Genomic DNA, 20,822 nt, shown 5'->3' with positions numbered 1-20,822 from the left:
ACCTTGAGCTTATTTCTCGCTCAAGGTCGCACTGTTCAGCATCACAGGCTCGGGCAGCGGCAGCGTGTGGTGCGCCGTAACCCCGGTTGTGCTGCCGGCTTCTTCTTTTATCTCGATTTGTTTGATTAATCGGCCGTCCATCTTCAGCACTCTTATTGTATAGGAACCGATGCGGATGGATTCACCGGTCTCAATATCGATGTTTTCTTTCAATATCAGCCCGCCGATCGTATCGACGTCTTCTTGAATCGATGCGCCGAGAAGGCTGTTCACCTCATCAATCCGAACCTTACCGTCCATGACATAATGGCACTCGCCAAGGTTTTGGATCAGCGGCTGTTCATCCTCATCAAATTCATCTCGGATCTCGCCGACAATTTCTTCAAGAATATCCTCTGTGGTCACAAGCCCCGAGGTTCCTCCGTATTCATCCGACAATATGGCCATATGAATGCGTTCACGCTGCATTTTAATCAGCAAGTCATGAACCGGGATGGTTTCAATCACTTCGATTACAGGCCGTACATACGGATGGATCGTCATCTTCATTCGTTCCTCTTCTGTCATAAACAGCAAATCAGAAAACAAATGCTTCGTATTGACCAAACCGATGACACTGTCTTTGTCCCCATCTGTAACAGGCCAGCGCGTGTATTTTTCCTTCAGCATGACTTCAAGCATCTCTGCCATCGTCATCTCTGTTGACACAGCGGCTATTTCCTTCCGCGGTATCATAATTTCTTTGGCGATCCGATTATCAAATTCAAAAATCTTATTTACATATTTATATTCAGACGGATTAATCTCTCCGTTTCTCAAACTCTCAGACAACAGCATTCTGAGTTCTTCCTCAGAATGGGAACCATCATGCTCTGACGCAGGCTTTAAACCGAACATGCCGCATAAAAGCCGCGCAGACCCATTGAGGATCCAAATAAACGGAAACAGGAGCAAATAAAATAAACGCAATGGACCCGCTATCAGCAAGGTCAGCTGCTCTGCCTTTTGAATCGCGACCGTTTTCGGGGCCAGTTCGCCCACAACAACGTGCAAGAACGTGATCATGCCGTACGCAACCGCAAAAGAGGCCGCATGAGAAATCGATTCCGGCAGACCGAGCGGTTCAAACAATGGATGCAGCAGCCGTTCAAATGCCGGCTCCCCCAGCACGCCGAGTCCGATTGATGTCAAGGTAATGCCCAGCTGGGATGCGGATAAATATTCATCCAAATCTGTAATGACACGCTTTGCGAGTATCGCCCGTTTGTTTCCTTCCGTGATAAGCTGATCAATTCTGGATCTCCTTACTCTAACAATCGCAAACTCGCTTGCAACGAAAAACGCGGTTAAAGCAATGAGCACACCAATTAAAATCAGACTGTCAATATCGTCCATTTAACCTTATCCTCTCATAAAAGGATAAGGAGTCACCTCCTGATATAATCATTTTTCCTTAACATTGAGGTACGCGGTGTATTGTTGCCTAAGCAGAGGGCCCCATCATACCACCTCCAAGTCAAAGTTTGATTATAAATTGTATATTTTATTGTAACACAACTCATTCCAAAAATGATTTTTAATTTTTAGACTTTTACTGCAGGGCGGGCTTTCATCGCAGGCACAGCCTGGCATCATGTTGTGAATATGAAAACAGAAAACAGCATTCAAAACCGTTTTCGTTTAAGCAAAATCTTTATATAAGGAAACGAAAATGTCCCGTGAGTTTTTGATCTGCTCGATCGGCACACTGAAAGATAAACGGAAGTGCCCTTTCATTCCAAACCCGCTGCTGGGCACGATTAGTAATTTGTATTTTTGAGCGGCATGCACACAAAATGCAACTTCGTCTTCTATTGGCGATTTAGGAAAAACGAAGAAACCGCCCTTCGGCATTTCGAATTCAAAACCGGCTTCCTTCAAAATGCCAACCATTAAATCCCTGCGCGCTTTATAAGCGCTAGCGTCTACCCTTACATCATCCATTCTTGCCACAGCCCGCTGCATCATGACTGGCGCATTCACAAACCCAAGTGTGCGATTACAATACACAAAAGCGTTGATCAAAAGGCCAGAATCAGGCATCTTGCTGTCCAAACCAATATACCCGAGCCGCTCACCCGCTATGCCGAGATCCTTACTGAATGAGCTCGCCAAAATCACACGGTGGTACGATTGAAACGGATTTGCAAGCTCTGCATCATAGATTAATTGACTATATGGTTCATCAAACAGCACATAAATCGTTTGGCCGTTCTTCCCTTCTATTTCTTTTAATAAAGCACCTAAATCATCTATATTTTTCTGGCTGAGTACAGTTCCTGTCGGGTTATGAGGTGTATTGAGGATTAGCCCTTTCGTCTTTGGGGTGATGGATTGCCTGACCGCTTCAATATCAATCTCAAACCTGGGCGTTAATGGGCAGCTGACAGCCTTTCCCCCATAGTTCTCAATATACAATTTATACTCGGCAAAATAAGGCGCGAGAATAATAACCTCTTCCCCCGGATTTACAATGCTTTTTAACGCGACATTCAAGGCGCCGCCCGCGCCCACCGTCATGACGACGCGTTCCGCCGCGAACTCCGCTTCAAAACGGGACCCCAGAAATTGCGCGACTTTCTCTCTCGCTGCCGGAAGCCCTTGGTTTTGTATGTATCCATGATTGCCTTTTTCAACTTCTTCTCGCAACGCTCTCTTAAAAGCTTCAGGCGGTTCCACAATCGGGTTGCCAAGCGAAAAATCAAAGACCTGATCATCCCCGAACTCTTTCTTCAGTCTTGCACCTTCATCAAACAGCTTGCGAATCCATGACCCTTTATGTAAGTTTTCTTCAATTTCCCGGGATAACCCAGCCAATTTCATCTGTCCCTTCCACGTGAAAAGTTTTGAAAATTCTTTCTTTACATGTTACTTCAATAAAATGAAGAATTCCACAACTTCCAGTGCTAATCTAGGGAAAAACAATAAACTTGTGCAAAACACCGTTCATATATTAAACTATTCTCATAACTATAACGTGATGGTTGGGAGGGATATAGATGGGGCTGAGACTTATCGCATCAGTGAACTAGCAAAACTTGCGGGAGTAACGAAACGAACAGTTGATTATTATACAAATATCGGTCTGCTTACGCCGGCCAGATCCTGTTCAAATTACCGTTACTACGATGAAAACGCACTCAAACGACTCATATTTATTGTAGATTGCAAGAAGCAGCGATTGGCCCTGTCCGATATTAAAGATCGACTGGAGAACCAGTTTCCCTCTTCAGCTAAACTTGATGATGAAATTGGTAAACTGGCATTGGAAATTGATCATATGAATCAAAATATCTCCGGAATCTTGCATCGGTTTGAACGGCTGAAGCCCGAGGATCGTGACAAGCTGAAGAACAAGCTCCCACCCGAAAAGCTCGCCGTGTTCCAATCATTTATGCTGCTGTTACGTTAAAACCATTTTATCTAACAGGAGGTGTTACCTTCATTCTCAATGCTAGAGTGAAGGTTCTAATTGGACATAGTGAATTTGATTTTAGTTGCTGTTTTAATCGCCCTGACGGCATTTTTCGTGGCATCTGAGTTTGCCATTATCAGAATCAGAGGCTCACGAATCGATCAGCTGATCGCGGAAGGAAATAAAGCAGCAATAGCCGCAAAAAAAGTGACCACGCATCTTGATGAATATTTATCTGCGTGTCAACTCGGAATTACATTGACTTCCATTGGATTAGGGGTTTTAGGCGAGTCCACAATTGAAAGGCTGCTTCACCCGCTTTTCGTACAATTGAATGTGCCAGGTTCCCTTTCACATGTCATATCGTTTATTTTTGCGTATGCCATTATCACGTTCCTGCACGTTGTTGTCGGAGAACTCGCGCCTAAGACAGTCGCCATCCAAAAGGCGGAAGCAGTGTCTATGCTGTTTGCGAAACCGCTGATTTGGTTTTACCGCATTATGTTCCCGTTCATTTGGCTTTTGAACAATTCCGCACGGTTATTGACAAAAGCATTTGGCCTGGAAACTGTTTCAGAAAATGAACTGGCTCACTCTGAAGAAGAGTTGCGAATCATACTGTCTGAAAGCTATAAAAGCGGTGAAATTAACCAGTCAGAGTTTAAATATGTGAATAAAATCTTTGAATTTGACGACAGGCTCGCGAAAGAAATTATGATTCCGCGGACTGAAATTGTCAGTCTTCCGCATGATATCAAGATTTCTGAAATGATGGACATCATTCAGATTGAAAAATATACCCGCTACCCTGTAGAAGAGGGCGATAAGGATAACATTATCGGGGTCATTAATATTAAGGAAGTGCTGACCGCCTGCATCAGCGGCGAGGTATCTGTTGATTCCACCATTTCTCAATTCGTCAACCCGATCATTCATGTCATTGAATCCGCGCCGATCCAAGATCTGCTTGTCAAAATGCAAAAAGACAGGGTCCACATGGCCATCCTGTCCGATGAATACGGCGGGACTGCCGGACTCGTGACGGTTGAAGACATCATCGAAGAGATCGTCGGCGAAATCCGCGACGAATTTGATATTGATGAAATTAACGAAATCCGTAAAATCGGCGAAGGCCATTATATTCTTGACGGAAAAGTGTTAATCGACCAAGTAAACGACCTGCTCGGCATTCATTTAGAGAACGAAGAAGTCGATACGATCGGCGGCTGGTTCCTTACCCAAAAATACGATGTTGAAAAAGATGATTCTATCATCGAAGAAGGCTGCGAATTCATTATTAATGAAATTGACGGCCACCACGTCGCTTATATTGAAGTCAAAAAGCTTGCGGCAGAAGAGCTGGTTGAAGCTGGAGAATCGAAAGAGGCTTAATTTGTAAAGACACCTTTTATGGAGGTGTCTTTTTTATTATGCTTTGTTTTCCCCTTCCCATTCTTCATCAACAAAAACTGCTGCTAATAAAACGGTAATCCTCGGGAAGTCTAATCAAGGGGCTCGATCTTATTTACAACAAGAAAAAGGAGTGAAAACATGAAAGTAGTGGTAACTGGAGCAGCAGGGAAAATAGGGCGGTGGGCCGTCAGAACATTATTGGAGGCCGGCCACGATGTGACAGCATCAGATAGAGTATTAGCAGAGGAATCAGCATCAAAAACATTTATCCAGGCCGATTTGCGGGATTACGGCCAAGTATGCCAGCTTATTATGGGCTGTGACGCTGTAGTCCACCTCGGGAATATTCCGACCGATGTCAGAAATCCCTCCCAGGCGATATTTGAAAATAATATGCTTGTCAACTTCAATATTCTGGAGGCTTGCAAAGATTTTAAAGTGCGTAAGCTTGTATGGGCTTCGAGCGAGACGGTGCTGGGATATCCGTTTGTGCCGAAAGAGCTCAGTTACCTTCCTGTAGACGAAGAGCATCCAACCATTGTCAAGTCGTCTTATGCAATGGCAAAGCGCCTGACCGAGATCCTTTCAGATATGTTTTCAAAGCTGATGAATACACAAATTGTCACCCTCCGCTTTGCAAATATATATGAACCTGATGAGTATGAAAAAATTCCTGGCATGCATTGGAACGAAAAGCAAAAGGATATTCAAAAGAAAAATGCATGGGCATATTGCGATGTGAGAGATGCGGCGCACGCTTGCTTGCTTGCAATCGAAAAAAACAATATCGGCAATGAGGTCTTCCACATTACGGCGCCGGATACCATCATGAAAGAACCGAGTGAAGACTTGGTAAAACGGTTTTTCCCGGAAGTCTCTTTAAAGCGGGATGTAAAAGGATATGAAACACTAATGGCAATCGATAAAGCGAAAAAGATCCTAGGATATGAACCCCGTTATACATGGCGGTCTGTATTAAACAATGACGGCTCACTTAAAGCGCTGCCAGAGGATCAGCTTTCATTATCCAAAATCTAAAACAAAAAGCAGCAGATAGTCAATGAACTTCTGCTGCTTTTTGTATATCATAATCTTCTACATCAATGTCTACATCCATTCTGAGAGCCAGCTTCGCCAACTGCTGCCCCATGTAAGGCCCCATTGTCAAACCAGACGATCCAAGCCCATTTGCGGCTATGATCCCGTCCCAGCCGGGAAGAGGTCCGATCACAGGCACGTCCCCCGGTGTAAAAGGGCGCAAACCGACTCTTGCCTCTTGAAAGGTGCTGTTTGCTAAACCAGGAGCCATTTCCAATCCTTTGTTCAACAATTCCTGCAGCCCGCCGGCCGTGATCCGTACATCATGCCCTTCTATATCTTCCCGAGTCGCTCCGATGGCCATTCTCTTGTCAGCATAAGCTAACAGATATTCCTTAGAAGGCGGCATAATAGCAGGCCAGCTGTCCATATGGTTTGCGTCCGGAATCTGAACGTATATGATCTGCGCTTTTTGCACACTCACTTTAAAGCGAATGCCTAAAGGCGCCAGTAATTGGTCTGCCCATACGCCGGCACAAACAATCACCTCGTCAGCAGCATAACTTTCATCGCCAACGGTTACGCCTGTCACTCGTTTCGCATGATATTGAAGCTTGGCATCACCTGTTAAAACAACGGCTCCCATTCTTTGAGCAGCACGCAATAATGCATCTCTCAGCATCTCGCCATCCACTCGGGCGGCTCCGCTTATATGAATGGAATGGTACCGTTTAGCCAGCAAGGGAAACATGCCGGCGGTCTGGATTTCAGAAAGAAAAGAAATGTCTCCGATTTCCGGGGCGTATTGTTTCCGCTCTTGCACCCGTTTTTCAATCTTTTCAATCTTTTCTTTCTCGTGATGAATACTAAGAGCACCAACAGGAGCATAACCTGTTTCTATCTCGCCTTCTTTTCTAAGCCCCTCTATGAAACCGGGGTAAAAGTGCGCTCCTGCCTTTGCCAGCTTGTACCACGCCGGATTTTGCCTCGGTGACAGCCATGGACAAATAATGCCTTTCGCTGCATGGGTGGCCCGTCCCTTATCCTTTCGGTCTATCACAAGCACCTCGGCCCCCATTTTGGCTAATTGATATGCTGTTGACGCTCCTAGAATTCCAGCGCCTACTACGATCATTTTCATCTTTTTCCGTAACCTTTCCCAATAATCAATTCCTTATGTAGTATAGCTAAGCCAAGGAACTTATAAACAATGGGGAAGTCGCGAATTTAGCACTGATGGATTATAGCTGCTCCAGCTTGTTTTCAAGCTCTTTAATACTATTATTTAAAGCCTCTGTCATGGCTGCAAGTCTTTCCTTTGAGGGCAGATGGGCAAAATCAGCCTGCTGTAGGGGTTCACCGATAATGAGCTTCATTTTGCCTTTTTTGAATAATTCCTTTCCGCTTGAAGGCCCTTTATATGCAGCGGGAACAAGCGGCGCTTTCCCCATTTGCGCAATTGTCACCGCGCCTCTTTTTAAAGGCACGTCCTCAGAAGTTCGTGTTCCGCTCGGGAAAATACCGACGATCTCCCCTTCTTTCAGCAGCTTAATCGGTGTTTTAATGCTGCTTGGCCCGGGATTTTCACGATCTACCGGAAAAGCATGAATTTTCTTCAAAAACGACCCGATCCATTTATGTTGAAAAAGCTCTTTTTTCGCCATGTAGTGTATTTGATAAGGAAGAATCCCGACTCCGAGTGTGATCACATCAACCCAGCCGGAGTGTGTACACGCGATGACAAAACCTGAATCGGCCGGAAGGTTTTCTTTGTTATACACCTTCACTCCTCCGCGAAGAGAAAGAATAACTTTTAAAGCATTTGCACAAAACTTATACATATCGCACTTCCTTTGTCGTATTCATGATTCTTTCTGCTATCTATTATAACAACATTTTTTATTACCTGGTACTAATTTTTAAGATTTCCTCCTTGTAAACGCCAAAAAGCTGAGGATTCACCCTCAGCTTTTGTTATATTTCCTCCCTGGCCGGCGGTGCCATAAACTCCGGCCCGACCGGGTCTGATATCGTATGTTTCAATATGGCATTGATGTCTTTATGATCTTCACTTGTCAGCGTCCAGTCTGTCATCTCTGATACCGCTTCAAGCTGCTCAGGCTTTCTTGCCCCCCAAAGAGTGATATCCGCTCCCGGCTGATCTAAGATCCATCTAACGGCTAAGTGAATCACTGATTTTCCATAACGCGCCTTGGCTAGCTCATCCAATTGATGAACAGCAGAAAGATATTCTTTAAAACGGGGATGCTGGAATTTCGGATCATGATTTCGGAGATCATCGCCCTCAAACGTGTAATCTTTTGTCATTTTACCTGTGAGCAGCCCTCTGCATAAACTGCCGTATAATAACGTTGTGATTTGTTTATCTTTCACATATGGCAGAACATTTTCTTCAATTTCTCTTTCAAACAGATTATATGGAGGCTGAATGGCATGAAGCGGCGCAATGGCGCGAAATGTATCCATTTGTTCAATTGAAAAGTTACTGACACCAATGGCCCGGATTTTGCCGGCGTCATATAGTTCCTTCATGACTTCCGCCGTTTCTTCAATTGGCACAAGCGGGTCTGGCCAATGCACCTGATAAAGATCAATATAATCTGTTTGAAGCCGCTTCAAAGAAGCCTCGACTTCCTCAATGATTCTCGCTCTGTTCGCATGGCGGAAGAGCTGGTTGTTTTTCCAGTCGAGAGCCGTTTTCGTTGCGACAATCACCTGATCTCTTTTGCCTTGCTCCTTGATTGCCTTCCCTACAATTTCCTCGGACTGCCCGAAGCCATAGGCCGGAGCGGTGTCAATCAGTGTGATCCCCTGATCAAGAGCGGCGCGGATGGTTTTGATTGATTGTTTTTCGTCAGTGCCTCCCCACATTGTTCCGCCAATCGCCCATGTGCCTAGGCCGATTCTGGAGGCTTTTATGCCGGTGTCTGCTATACTGGTATATTCCATTGTGCCACTCCTTCACTTTTTCACTCTCTTTTCCCCGCTGGCAAACATGTTAAACATTTCTCGGCACTATCATTTGCGGCCATTTTTAGGTACTATATAGGAATGGTGTTTGATGAGGTATAAAAAAGCCGTTTGCATGTAATGTGCAACTTTAAACCTTTCTTATGCGTGTATAACATAGAGGGGAGAAAAGGCAGTGACGATCGATGAAATTTACCAAATGTACATGAATGATGTTTACAGGTTCCTGCTCTCCATGACGAAAGACAAGCATCTTGCCGAGGACTTGCTGCAGGAAACCTTTATGCGGGCATACATACACATTCACTCCTATGATCACAGCAAAGTAAAGCCCTGGCTTTTTCAAGTGGCGCGAAACGCCTTCATTGATTACGTCAGAAAGCATAAGAAGGAAGTAACCATTTCTGATGACCTAATCGGAAGCCTCTTTCAAAATGCTGTCCAGAGCCCTGCCCATCAGGTAGAGATAAAAGAAGTGCTGACTGGTTATATGTCCGAGCTCCCCGATAATTATCGGGAGGCCTTAACGCTATATTATTTAAAAGAGTTAAATTACAAAGAAGCATCCCATATTATGAATATTTCAGAGGCGAATTTTAAAAGTGTTTTATTTCGTGCCAGACAGCGGCTGAAAGCACTTTATAATAGAGGTGTTAATGATGAATGAAGAATTTAAAAAGCGTTTTGATCAATATAAAAATGGGGAAATGAGCGACCAGGAAATGACCGCATTTGAGGAAGAATTAGAGAAGCTCGAAGTATATCAGGAACTGATTGACAGCGAGCTAAAGGACGATAACGATTGGGATGTCAGCATCAGTCCAGAAAAACAAAAAGCGATTTTAGCCTATGGGAAACGCAAGTCTTATTTACGAATTTCTGTGCTTGCCGTTATTTCGACCTTGATGATTTTGCCGCTTTGCACGCTAGGAAGCTACCTCTATTACGGAATGGGAGGAAAACAAAGCACCGGCAATGAGTTTATGGAAACCGCCGCAGTCACTGTAGCCCTGACCATGCCGAATGTTCTAGTCGATACATCCGGGCTGAAAAGCCAAGTGAAGCTGTTTGGCATGAACACCGAATTCCCGCTGCAAAAGCAAATCGGCACGAACACGGTCGCAGTGGGGAATGAACGGGTTGAAATGTTTTATAATAAAGTGAAAGCGCCGGCCGTTAATTACTACGACCTAGAAGTGCATTCAACCGGCCATTACTTTACACACCCATCAAACGCGTCTGAACAATCAACCGCAAAAGCAGACCAAACGTTAAAGATATTACCCGAAGGAACGGTATCCGAGGTCTACCTTTCCTATGACCGTGCATACCCGACAAAAGAAGTGTATAACAAATTCAAAGGCTATGATGTGAGCTTTTTATGGAACGCAATCGAAACTGAGAAAAACACAAATGAGACCGTATACGCAGAGCCGCTTGGCTATCCTGGGAAGGACTCAAAGTTTTTGGCTGCCCTTAATACAAAAGGCAGTTCCAATGGCGATCAGTTTATCAGCGCCTTGAAATTTATGTCCAAGCACGAAAAATGGGCGCAGGTTATATCAAAACGAAAAGACCTGAATGTGGATAACCGATTGGATTATGTCGAGAAAAACGGTGTTCATGTATACGGTTCGGTCGTAACAGGGCCAACGAAGGAAATCCAGCGCATGCTGAAAAACAAGTCTGTAAAATCAGCGAATGTCGGCGAGGTGGAATTATGGAACTGGTAAGAATTTTTAAAGAACACAATGTATTCGGCTGGATCTCTGTCGGGACAGCGATTCTGTCCCTGCTCTTGCTGAATTTGGCGATTATCAGCAACGTCACATTTTATTCCTATCAAATGCTTCCGTTCGCTATGGCCGCCGTTCCGTTTGGCGTGATCGAACTCTTCATCAAGAGGGGGCGCACAGGCCCCGGCCTGCTTGGCGTCATCCTCAATCTTTTTGTGATCATTTGTGTGTATACCATTGTATCTGTAGATACCAATTTACAGTTTGGCTTTTAAAAGAAAGACGCCTGAAGGGGCGTCTTTCAGATTGTTGACAAAGTCATAAAACGGTTTTCGTTTTATGACTTTGTCATCTTTTCAGCGTGATTGAAAACCCTTGAAGTCTAGGAAGGACGAGCATTGGAGCACAGCGAATGTAGCAATTCGTGAGCACCAACGCACAGGACTGACAACGAATGCGAGGGTTTGTCGACACGCTGAAAGACGCCTGAAGGGGCGTCTTTTTTGGATTACACCGTCTTTCGAAACAGGTAGCTTTCTATCGTAAAACCCATTTTGCCTGTATAAAACCGGTGTGCGTCTTTACGCTGAAGGCCAGATGAAAGGCTGACAAAGCCAAGTCCGGCTTTTCTCGCCCAGTCTGCGGCATAATCTAAAAGCAATTTGCCGTATCCCTTTGACCGGCAAGGCGCGGTAGTTACTAGATCTGCAATCCATAAATACTCCCCTTTATGAATGGAAACCCTCGGCACCGCTCCGCACAGCGCCCTGATTGCTGTCCCTTCATATAAGGCAAACAGCATATACGATTCTTTCTGCACACAGGCTTCAAGCCTTTGTAAATACGTCTCTTTATCAAGATCTGTTCTCAATTCACTCATGACTGAATATGCCTCGGCCCATTCTTCTTTTGTGGTTAATTGTTTCATATGAATCATCTTCTCAATCCCCTTTCCTTTCGTTACAATGATCATAGCGAATAAATGGCACTTCCCAAATAGCCAATATCAGAAAAAATGACCATGCCAGATATAAAGGAGACTCGAGATGGATATCACGCCGTTTCTTGATAAAAAAAGCAAAACACCACTGTATGAGCAGCTTTATACCTTTTTCAAACAAGAAATTTCACATGCGCGGATAACGAAGGGAACAAAGCTTCCGTCAAAACGCATGCTCTCCGGCTTGCTCGGTGTCAGTACAGCAACAATCGAACGTGCTTATGAGCAATTAACTGCTGAGGGCTATGTCAAAAGCAAACCGAAAATCGGTTGGTTCGCGGCGGGCGTAGAAGCAGACTTTCCAGCAGCTCCTGACCATGTTCAGCAGTCTGTGCAACATGTCTTACATGTAAAGAACGCCCCTGCCATTGACTTTCATCAAGGCAATGTTGATCCGGCCCACTTCCCCTTTAACGCATGGAGAAAAAGCATAGTAAAAAGTCTGGACCGCTATGCCGGCCACACCTCCGGAGACCCTCAAGGAGAGCCCGAACTCAGGCGCATGATTGCCCGTTTCGTCAGGCTGTCACGGGGCGTTAATTGCGATCCCGGCCAGATCATGATTGGCGCGGGAACAACTGTGCTTCTGCAGATTCTGTGCCTTACGCTAAAGCCCGGAACAAAAATCGGTTTTGAGGAACCGGGCTTTCACCGGTCAAGAAGAATGTTTGAAGCAAATCGCATGAATGTCATTCCGATTTATTCTGATGAAGAAGGCGTCCTGCCAGATGAGCTTAAAGCGAAACATCCCTATCTCGTGTATACAACCCCCTCGCATCAGTTTCCGCTCGGGGGCATTATGACGATAACCCGAAGACAGGAACTGCTCACTTGGGCAAAGGAAGCAAATTCGTTCATTATTGAGGATGATTACGATGGAGAATTTCGCTACAGCGGCCAGCCTATTCCGTCTTTGCAGGGTCTTGATCCGAATAGCAGAGTCATCTATCTCGGCACTTTTTCAAAGTCACTGCTTCCTTCCTTGCGGCTCAGCTACATGATTTTGCCTCCTCTACTCATGGAATCGGTCAGAAAAAACGCTCACTTAATGAAGCAAACGGTCTCTTCCCACTCTCAAATGGCACTGGCAGACTTCATCGAGAGCGGAGAATGGCAAAAGCATATAAACAGAATGAGAGCTCTCTACCGAAAAAAACACGCTGTCCTATTAGAGGCCATACGGTCTGAACTAGGGAACAGCGTTGAGGTTCTCGGAAAAAATTCCGGGCTTCATATCCTGCTGCGGCTTTTGTTTCCGGCAAGTGAAGAAGAAGCGATTAAGGCTGCTGTCGATAACGGCGTGTCCGTCTATCCCGTATCGCCCTCTTATATAGGGCGTCCTCCAAATGTTTCTGTTTTAATCGGTTATGGCGGATTGTCAGAAGAGGACATCTGGCTTGGTATCCAAAAGCTGAAAACGGCGTGGACACCGCTGATCTCAGCTTGTTAAGCAAAACAGGCCCCGGGAACGGAGCCTGTTTTGTTAAAATGATAAAATACCGATTAAATTTAAGAATACAATAATAATGGCCAACGGCACGATAAAACGAAGCAAATAAAACCATGTGTAAAAGAATGCTTTACCTGCATTCGATCCGTTTCTCATTTCTGCCAAGAGCTCGCGCTTCGAAATTTTGAGCGGAATAAAAAGCGAAATGAACAGAGCGCCTAATGGCATCAAAACATTGCTGACAGTAAAATCGGCAATATCAAAAAACGTTTTACCGAATAGGCTTACATCGCTCAAGACCCCATAAGATAAGCAGCAAGGGATTCCGACCAAGAAGATCAATAGCCCGCTCGTCCACGACAGTTTTTTTCTCTTCTTCTCGTCCCCTTTTCCGATTGTGGCGACAATAATTTCAACCATCGAAAACGCTGAGGTCAAGGCTGCAAATAAAAACGCAACGAGAAAGCCGATAAAAAACAACGTGCCGAACGGAAGCTGTTCAAAAACGGCTGGAAGCACTGTAAACAGCAATGTCGGCCCTTCATTTGGCTGAAAACCGAATGAGAAAACCGCCGGAAAAATGGCCAAGCCCGCCAAGAGTGTCACAATGATATTCATCACGACAATGGAGGCTGCCGAACGCGGGATGTTTTGCGTTTTCGGTAAGTAGGAGCTGTAAGTCACCATCACCGAAACCCCCAGTGTTAACGTAAAGAAGGCCTGTCCCAGCGCGAATAATATAGATTCCGGAGTCAAATTGCCGAAATGCGGCACAAGCAAAAATTTCACGCCCTCCATCGCACCATTGAGCGTGAGAGATCGAAGAACGAGCAGAATAAATAATAAAAACAAAATCGGCATGATCACCGCACTGACCCGCTCAATCCCTTTTTGAACCCCTCTGGCGACTACCATAACAGTCAGCACCATAAAGACAAACTGAGCCGCGAGCGTCTGTACCGGATTTTGGATAATAGAGGCAAACAGGGTTCCAAACTGCGCTTGAGATAGTCCGGTAAGTGAACCAGATGCTGTTTTCACGATATACAGCAAAATCCAACCTCCGATTACACTGTAAAACGACAGCACTAAGAAACAGGCGGCTACGCCGATCCACCCCGTGAGAAACCAAGCTGTTCGCGGCGCTTCTTTTTTATATGCATCAATGGCATTCGTCTGGTTCCGTCTTCCAAATATAAACTCTCCCACTAAAAGCGGATAGCCTAAGAGGATGGTAAATAACACAAAGATAAGAAAAAAGGCGCCTCCTCCATTGGTCCCTGCTACATAAGGGAACTTCCAAATCGCGCCCAAGCCGATGGCCGAGCCGGCGGCAGCCATGACGAAACCGATTTTCGAAGCCCATTGGACTGGTTTTTGCTCAGACAATAAACGTCACTTCCTTTCCAGCCTATATTATCTCTTATTTTTGTTTTCATTTCTATAGATTCATTTGCCAATAACAGAAAAGAGAGCGCATCCTGTTTGACCGCTCTCTTGATTACTTTCTTATTGGTTTAATTTTGAATGCTTTCTTGAATACAAGAAATAGATTGCCAAGCCGATTAACAGCCACACTAGAAAGCGGACAATCGTCACCCATCCAAGATTTAAGATTAAGAACATGCAGAACACAATCGCCAGGCCTGGAATCACCGGAACCCCCGGACATGTAAAGGCTCTCGGAAGATCAGGCTGTTTCTTTCTTAATACGATCACCGCCACAGAAATGAGCACAAATGCTGACAGCGTCCCGATGTTTACCAGTTTTGCAAGTTCATCAAGCGGAACAAGTGAGCCGAGGAGCGCCGACAGCGTTCCGAAAAACCAAGTGGCGACATAAGGTGTTTTGTGCTTTGGGTGCACCTTAGAGAGCGAGCCCGGCACCAGTCCGTCACGCGACATGGCAAACATGACACGTGTCTGTCCGTAAAGCATGACAAGCATGACCGTTGTCATGCCCAAAACGGCGCCAATATCAATGATGCCTGCCACCCAGTTTTGCCCGGCGCTTTGAAGAACCAGAGAAACCGGATGATCCACGCCCGCAAACTGGGCAAACGGGATAACCCCTGTCATGATCGCTGATACGGTGACATATAAAATTGTGCAAACCAACAAAGAGAAAATAATGCCTTTAGGCAGATCCTTCGCAGGATTTTTTGTCTCTTCCGCAGCAGAGGAGACAGCGTCAAATCCGATAAAAGCAAAAAATACGAGCGCCGCCGCACTGAATACGCCGCCAAAGCCCATTGGCATAAACGGCTGCCAGTTATGCGGCTTCACGTAAACGGCTGCCACCGCGATAAACAGCAGAACGACCAGCACTTTCAAGATGACCATGATGTTGTTGACTCTTTTTGATTCTTTGATGCCTAAATAAAGCAAAAACGTTATCGCCATCACAATCACGAATGCAGGCAGATTAAAGATGGTGAATGTGCCCTCCACCGCCCCCGGTGCCGCTGTTAAAGCAACCGGTAGATGAATGCCGATCCCTGACAAAAATGATTGGAAATAACCGGACCAGCCGACTGACACCGCGCTAACCGCCAGCATGTACTCTAAAATTAAATCCCATCCGATAATAAAGGCCATAAGCTCTCCCAATGTCGCATACGTGAATGTATAAACCGAACCTGAAACAGGCACACTTGAAGCAAATTCTGCGTAAGACAGGGCAGCGAATAAACAGGCAAGCGCCGCCACAACAAATGAAATGGTCAGCCCGGGACCCGCCGTTACTGCTCCTGTTCCCGTCAGCACAAAAATCCCTGTGCCAATAATGGCGCCGATCCCAAGCAATGTTAAATCGAATGCCCCTAATTCTCTTTTTAAAGATTTTTCACCGCCCGTCGCAGCGATTAAATCTTGAATGCTTTTCTTTCGAAATACGCTCCCTTTCATTCCCCTTCACCCCTAGACTGATGATCTATTTATATATTTATTTGAATTTTCTGAATTAATGAGTGACAATGACCTATTTTCTTTTTTTTCACCCTATTTGTACCGGTGAGCGAATCATTCCTTTCTCCTACAATATATTATATATAAAATCACAAAAACGAAAACATAATTGTCAGAAAAATAGACATTTTTTTATCTTGAAATATCTCCTCACATAAAAAAACCAGCTATTATGCTGGTTTTTCGTTAATCATGATGAAATAAAACGCCCGCCATTCACATGAATGGTCTGCCCTGTCATATAGGAAGATTCGTCAGACGCCAGCAGGACATAGGCGCCCGCATGCTCAACCGGCTGACCAGGTCTTCCCATTGGGGTATCCAAGCCGTGCTGTTTCACTTTTTCCTCAGGGAATGTCGCCGGAATAAGAGGTGTCCAAATCGGGCCGGGAGCCACCGCATTCACTCTGATGCCTTTATCCACAAGCGACATCGCCATGGACCGCGTAAAGGAGACAATCGCACCCTTTGTGCTGGAATAGTCAATTAACGCCGTATCCCCTTCATAAGCGGTAATTGATGTTGTATTAATGACGGCACTCCCCTCTTTCAGGTGAGGCAAAGCTTTCTTCGTCATATGAAACATAGAAAAGATGTTTGTGCGAAATGTCTTTTCCAACTGTTCTGTTGAAATATTGAGAATGCTGTCCTGCGGATGCTGTTCAGCAGCGTTGTTCACCAAGATATCAAGTTTGCCAAAATGGTCTACGGTTTGCTGCACAGCTTGTTCACAATGTTTCTCATCCCCGACATCTCCCGGGATCAGCAGGCAGCGGACATTTTCCTTTTCGATCCGTTTACGCGTTTCCTCTGCGTCCGAATGCTCATCTAAGTAAAGAATCGAGACATCGGCCCCTTCTTTAGCAAACGCAATAGCTGCTGCTCTCCCTATTCCGCTGTCGCCTCCAGTGATGATGGCGACTTTCCCTTTCAGTTTTCCGCTACCTTGATAGTCTTCGTCTTCTGACAAAGGCAACGGATTCATTTCTGACTCTATGCCCGGCTGTCTGTCCTGATGCTGCGGTTCTTGTCCTTCTGTTTGTCTATCCATTGGGTTCATATTCATCACTCCTAGACATGTGTTTGATACTGAACGTTACCACGTCATAGAAGCAAATAAACGGCAAAAGGTGTTATGAAAGAACTTCTTCAGGAATGGCGCCTGTATATTTCGCCGATGGGCGGAAAATCATGTTGTTTTCTGCCTGTTCCAGCACATGGGCGCACCACCCTACCATTCGGCTTGCTGAAAAGGTTGGTGTAAACAATTCATCATCAAAATCGATCGCCTTCATCACAGCCGCCGCATAAAACTCAACATTTGTGTACAGCTTGCGTCCCGGTTTGTAGATGTCAAGCAAACGAATTGCTTCTGCTTCCACATGCAGCGCAAGATCAAGATCGCGGTCATGGCCGGCCACCTCTTCTGCTTTTTGTCTCAAAGCTTCTGCCCGCGGGTCCTTCGTCTTGTACACCCTGTGGCCGAATCCCATCAGGCGCTCTCCATTTTCGAGTTTTTCCTTCAGATATGCTTCAGCATGTTCTTTTTCTCCAATGTCTTCAAGCATTTTTGTCACCGCAGAAGGGGCGCCTCCGTGGAGCGGGCCTTTCATCGTGCCAAGAGCGGCAGTAACGGCTGACACTAAATCACTCTCTGTAGATAATGTGACACGTGCCGAAAAAGTGGATGCGTTCATGCCGTGCTCCATGGCCAGAATCATATATGTTTCAAGCGCTTTCTTTTTTGCCTTTGAAGGCTGTTCACCTGTGAGCATATAATAGTAGTTTTCGACATGTCCGTACTCGGAAGATGGCGCAATGGCTTGTTCACCGCGCGCCCATCGTTTTCTATATGCAATGATGGAAGGCGTGATGGCAATCAGCCGGATAGCTTCTTCTATTCTAGGATAGAACGTGTACGTATTTTCCCCCAGTGCTGAAACAACCGTCCGCAGCACCGACATGTCGTCCATGTTGTTTGGCAGTGACTGAATCAAACGCTCGATGTGTTCCGGCAGATGCCGCACAGCAGCCAGCTGATCTTCAAATGTCTGTAATTCTTCCGATACAGGAAGCTTTCCAAATAAGATCAAATAAGCGGCTTCTTCAAAGCTGTGATTCAGTGCGATGTCTTTGGCATGATGGCCTCTGTAAATCAGGCGGCCTTTTTCACCGTCAATATGGCTGATCGCTGTTTCCACACATGTAATTCCCTTTAATCCGTAATGTACCATTTGTATTCCCCCTATCCTTTTCTGTTATTATAGTAAATATAATATTTAAAAAATATTGAATATTTTAAAGGAAATTAATTAAAAATATTAATCAGAGGGAGAATAGAAATGGATTTCAAATGGCTTCACACCTTTGTAACTGCTGCGAAATATGAAAACTTCCGGAAAACGGCGGAAACGCTTTTTTTATCTCAGCCCACTGTAACCGTACATATCAAGCAATTAGAAAAAGAAATCAGCTGCAAACTGTTCGAACGAAAGGGCAGGCAGATCCAGCTGACTGATGAAGGCAGGGCTTATTTGCCGTATGCGCTCAGGCTGCTTGATGATTACGAAAACAGCATGGCAGAGCTTCACAGAGTGAGACAAGGCTACTCTCAAACCTTGCGGCTCGCGGTTTCTCCCCTTATCGCAGATACTGTGCTTCCTTCTGTCATGAAGCGGTACACAGCAATGAATACAGAAACAGAAATCGCAGTTACGATTTTTGAGTCGGCGGAAATCGCGTCGCTGATTAAAGCCGGGGAAGCAGATATTGGACTGAGCTGTTTGAAGGTACAGTCCTCCTCTTTAACCTGCCACTGCTTATATCAAGATCCTGTTGTCCTTGTCGCTCCGCCTGATCAGCGTTTTATGGCAGACAAAGAAATTGATGCCAAAGAGCTGCTTGAGCAATACCTGCTTTTGACCCACAATCATCCTGATTACTGGGACGACTTGCTCCGTCAAGTTAGAGTGACATTTCCATTTGTGAGAACAATGAAAGTCACTCAAACACATATAACGAAACGGTTTATCAAGGAAGGACTCGGAGTTTCATTTCTGCCCTTATCTACAGTAAATCGTGAATTGGCAGAAAAACAGATGATCAAAATCCCTTATCAATCTGTTTCTCTGCCCTATGCCGGCGCTTATGCAATCGCCCTCTATGAAAATAAGAAAGAAAAAAAATTCTTGGATTTTTTATCACATTTTCATTTTTAGAAGCAACCAAAGCGGATGTGCTCCGTCTAATGAAAAAAACCCGTTCCTATGAACGGGTTTCCTTTCACATTAGAATCTTTTCGCTCCAAGGTAACGAGGATTCCAGTAGCTGTTGTCCAGGCTGCTGATTTGAACACCGTTCGATCCTGCATGAACGAAATTGTTGTTACCGACATAAATCCCCATGTGAGAAGGGCCTGATTTATATGTTGTGAAGAAGACAAAATCACCGACAGACGGGCTGGAAATGCTCTTCATAGAACTCCAGTATCCCGCAGTGCTTGTTCTGCTCACACTTGTTTGTTTATTCAGCACGTACCAGATAAATCCGCTGCAGTCAAAGCCGGAAGTCGTTGTTCCGCCCCATTTGTATGGCGTTCCGATTAACGCCTTTGCATCAGAAACCAGCTTGCTCACATTAAGTGATGTAGTAGATGAGGCTTTGCTGCTTGACGATGATGAGCCGGAAGAAACAGTTTTTGAGCTTGTACTTGTCCCTTTCACTTTCAACACTTGGTTGACATAGATCATATCTGATTTTAAGCCATTCAAGCTTTTTAAATGACTAACTGTCGTGCCGTATTGCTTTGCGATTTTAGACAGACTATCCCCGCGTTTCACTTTATAAGTGGAAGTAGAAGACGTTGATACCTTCGATGGACTAGAGCTGCTTGAGCTTGTTGAACCTTTCAGTTTCAGGACTTGTCCGATACGAAGCAAGTCTGACTTTAATCCATTCATTTTTTTCAGTTCACTGACTGTCATGCCATATGTTTTCGAAATTTTCCAAAGGCTGTCCCCGCTCTTTACTTTGTATGTAGAAGATGAAGAACTGGAAGAACTGCTGCTTTTTGAACTTGACGTTTTACCGTTAATCGATAAAGTCTGCCCCACATAAATCGTGTCTGAACGCAGGCTGTTCTCTGATTTAATCTTACTGATGGTTGTATCGTATTTTCTAGAAATTCCCCATAACGTGTCGCCTTTTTTCACCTGGATGCTTTGTGCAGATGCCGCTCCTGCAAATAATGTCGATCCTAGAACCACTGCTGTCGTAGCTGTAACGATTTGCTTTTTCATATTTTCCTCCCCAAATAATTATATCTATATATGTATCTCTTTTTTAAATTAAACTTATTGCTTTCTATTATAAGGATAGATTCCCAACAGAAATAGTCTTGACTTCATATGACAAATTACTTAATTATTCGTTTTTAAAAAAAGTTTTTAAGGGTATAAAATATTTCATTTTCATTTCAAAGGTGACAAAAAACGCGCTCTTTTGTCATGTTCATAAGGCTATTGTTCACGACTGAGGAAATAGATGGCAATAAACTAGGAGAAACTCACATGCGGAAGAGTGAGATATAAAGAAGATTCGAGGAAAGCTGCGGTTGTTCGCAGTTTTTTTATTTAAATAAACATATCACGCAAGAACAAAGAGGTAAAGTTTTTTCAGAAAAACGAATGCTTTAATTGAAAAAAGGAAAGATAACGAAACAGCAGTTTTCATTTCCTTACAATGCTTTACTTCATGTTTACACGATGAATAACC

At 44.7% G+C, this 20,822-nt stretch carries 19 protein-coding genes; 8 read left to right on the top strand and 11 right to left on the bottom strand.

The annotated features are described in order from the left end of the window. Positions 1-9: 9 nt before the first annotated feature. Positions 10-1,395: a hemolysin family protein gene (locus M1D98_RS05110; RefSeq protein ID WP_268558636.1), complete on the bottom strand. Its 1,386-nt coding sequence runs from the start codon at positions 1,393-1,395 to the stop codon at positions 10-12. Between the two features lie 285 nt (positions 1,396-1,680). Continuing rightward, positions 1,681-2,862 (bottom strand): pyridoxal phosphate-dependent aminotransferase, encoded by a 1,182-nt coding sequence (locus tag M1D98_RS05105; protein WP_268558637.1) that lies wholly within the window; start codon positions 2,860-2,862, stop codon positions 1,681-1,683. A 157-nt stretch (positions 2,863-3,019) separates the two neighbouring features. Here M1D98_RS05105 and cueR point away from each other — a divergent pair, with 157 nt between their 5' ends. The 3 genes from cueR (at position 3,020) to M1D98_RS05090 (ending at position 5,905) form a co-directional block, all read left to right on the top strand. Continuing rightward, the gene (gene cueR, locus M1D98_RS05100; RefSeq protein ID WP_100741069.1) at positions 3,020-3,451 is read left to right on the top strand and encodes a Cu(I)-responsive transcriptional regulator; all 432 of its coding nucleotides are present in this window, start codon (positions 3,020-3,022) and stop codon (positions 3,449-3,451) included. 60 nt (positions 3,452-3,511) lie between these two features. Beyond that, on the top strand, positions 3,512-4,846 hold the full coding sequence (locus M1D98_RS05095; RefSeq protein ID WP_010329207.1) for a hemolysin family protein: 1,335 nt from the start codon (positions 3,512-3,514) through the stop codon (positions 4,844-4,846). Between the two features lie 159 nt (positions 4,847-5,005). Further along, complete coding sequence (locus M1D98_RS05090; RefSeq protein ID WP_010329206.1) at positions 5,006-5,905, top strand: NAD-dependent epimerase/dehydratase family protein; 900 nt, start codon at positions 5,006-5,008, stop codon at positions 5,903-5,905. A gap of 19 nt (positions 5,906-5,924) precedes the next feature. Here M1D98_RS05090 and M1D98_RS05085 read toward each other — a convergent pair whose 3' ends face one another. From M1D98_RS05085 to M1D98_RS05075, 3 genes are all read right to left on the bottom strand, one after another. After that, positions 5,925-7,046 carry an NAD(P)/FAD-dependent oxidoreductase gene (locus M1D98_RS05085; protein WP_010329205.1) on the bottom strand — a complete coding sequence of 374 codons (1,122 nt, stop codon included), beginning with the start codon at positions 7,044-7,046 and terminating at the stop codon, positions 5,925-5,927. A gap of 100 nt (positions 7,047-7,146) precedes the next feature. Further along, positions 7,147-7,746 (bottom strand): 1-acylglycerol-3-phosphate O-acyltransferase, encoded by a 600-nt coding sequence (locus M1D98_RS05080; RefSeq protein WP_010329204.1) that lies wholly within the window; start codon positions 7,744-7,746, stop codon positions 7,147-7,149. 133 nt (positions 7,747-7,879) lie between these two features. After that, positions 7,880-8,875: an aldo/keto reductase gene (locus M1D98_RS05075; protein ID WP_268558638.1), complete on the bottom strand. Its 996-nt coding sequence runs from the start codon at positions 8,873-8,875 to the stop codon at positions 7,880-7,882. Positions 8,876-9,071: 196 nt separating this feature from the next. Here M1D98_RS05075 and sigM point away from each other — a divergent pair, with 196 nt between their 5' ends. From sigM to M1D98_RS05060, 3 genes are read left to right on the top strand one after another with little or no spacing between them, the layout of a single operon-like run. After that, a complete protein-coding gene (gene sigM, locus M1D98_RS05070; protein WP_003224177.1) occupies positions 9,072-9,563 on the top strand; it encodes an RNA polymerase sigma factor SigM in 492 nt (163 codons plus the stop codon). Then, positions 9,553-10,629, top strand: a complete 1,077-nt coding sequence (locus M1D98_RS05065; RefSeq protein WP_082246323.1) for an anti-sigma factor — start codon at positions 9,553-9,555, stop codon at positions 10,627-10,629. Before sigM ends, M1D98_RS05065 begins: the two co-directional genes overlap by 11 nt. Then, on the top strand, positions 10,617-10,907 hold the full coding sequence (locus M1D98_RS05060; protein WP_010329201.1) for an anti-sigma-M factor: 291 nt from the start codon (positions 10,617-10,619) through the stop codon (positions 10,905-10,907). The genes M1D98_RS05065 and M1D98_RS05060 overlap by 13 nt, the downstream gene beginning before the upstream one ends. Positions 10,908-11,140: 233 nt before the next feature. Here M1D98_RS05060 and M1D98_RS05055 read toward each other — a convergent pair whose 3' ends face one another. After that, a complete protein-coding gene (locus M1D98_RS05055; RefSeq protein ID WP_039073534.1) occupies positions 11,141-11,569 on the bottom strand; it encodes a GNAT family N-acetyltransferase in 429 nt (142 codons plus the stop codon). Between the two features lie 109 nt (positions 11,570-11,678). Between M1D98_RS05055 and pdxR the strand changes: the two genes are divergently transcribed. After that, a complete protein-coding gene (gene pdxR, locus M1D98_RS05050; RefSeq protein WP_268558639.1) occupies positions 11,679-13,082 on the top strand; it encodes a MocR-like pyridoxine biosynthesis transcription factor PdxR in 1,404 nt (467 codons plus the stop codon). Positions 13,083-13,115: 33 nt separating this feature from the next. On the opposite strand, the gene M1D98_RS05045 is transcribed toward pdxR, so the two are convergent. From M1D98_RS05045 to citA, 4 genes are all read right to left on the bottom strand, one after another. After that, entirely contained in the window at positions 13,116-14,471 is a 1,356-nt protein-coding gene (locus M1D98_RS05045) for a sodium-dependent transporter (protein WP_268551767.1), read from the bottom strand. A 120-nt stretch (positions 14,472-14,591) separates the two neighbouring features. Continuing rightward, positions 14,592-15,989 carry a branched-chain amino acid transporter BcaP gene (bcaP, locus tag M1D98_RS05040; RefSeq protein WP_010329197.1) on the bottom strand — a complete coding sequence of 466 codons (1,398 nt, stop codon included), beginning with the start codon at positions 15,987-15,989 and terminating at the stop codon, positions 14,592-14,594. A gap of 250 nt (positions 15,990-16,239) precedes the next feature. After that, complete coding sequence (locus M1D98_RS05035; RefSeq protein ID WP_010329196.1) at positions 16,240-17,109, bottom strand: SDR family oxidoreductase; 870 nt, start codon at positions 17,107-17,109, stop codon at positions 16,240-16,242. Between the two features lie 73 nt (positions 17,110-17,182). Further along, positions 17,183-18,283 carry a citrate synthase CitA gene (citA, locus tag M1D98_RS05030; protein WP_121642220.1) on the bottom strand — a complete coding sequence of 367 codons (1,101 nt, stop codon included), beginning with the start codon at positions 18,281-18,283 and terminating at the stop codon, positions 17,183-17,185. Between the two features lie 108 nt (positions 18,284-18,391). Between citA and citR the strand changes: the two genes are divergently transcribed. Continuing rightward, positions 18,392-19,267, top strand: a complete 876-nt coding sequence (gene citR / locus M1D98_RS05025; RefSeq protein ID WP_121642219.1) for a transcriptional regulator CitR — start codon at positions 18,392-18,394, stop codon at positions 19,265-19,267. A 69-nt stretch (positions 19,268-19,336) separates the two neighbouring features. On the opposite strand, the gene M1D98_RS05020 is transcribed toward citR, so the two are convergent. Beyond that, the gene (locus M1D98_RS05020) at positions 19,337-20,347 is read right to left on the bottom strand and encodes a C40 family peptidase (protein ID WP_010329190.1); all 1,011 of its coding nucleotides are present in this window, start codon (positions 20,345-20,347) and stop codon (positions 19,337-19,339) included. Positions 20,348-20,822 lie beyond the last annotated feature (475 nt).

The sequence above is a fragment of the Bacillus sp. K7 genome (genome assembly GCF_053903245.1).
Note: the sequence above shows the minus strand (reverse complement) of the source record. Positions and strands in the feature narration are given on the sequence as shown.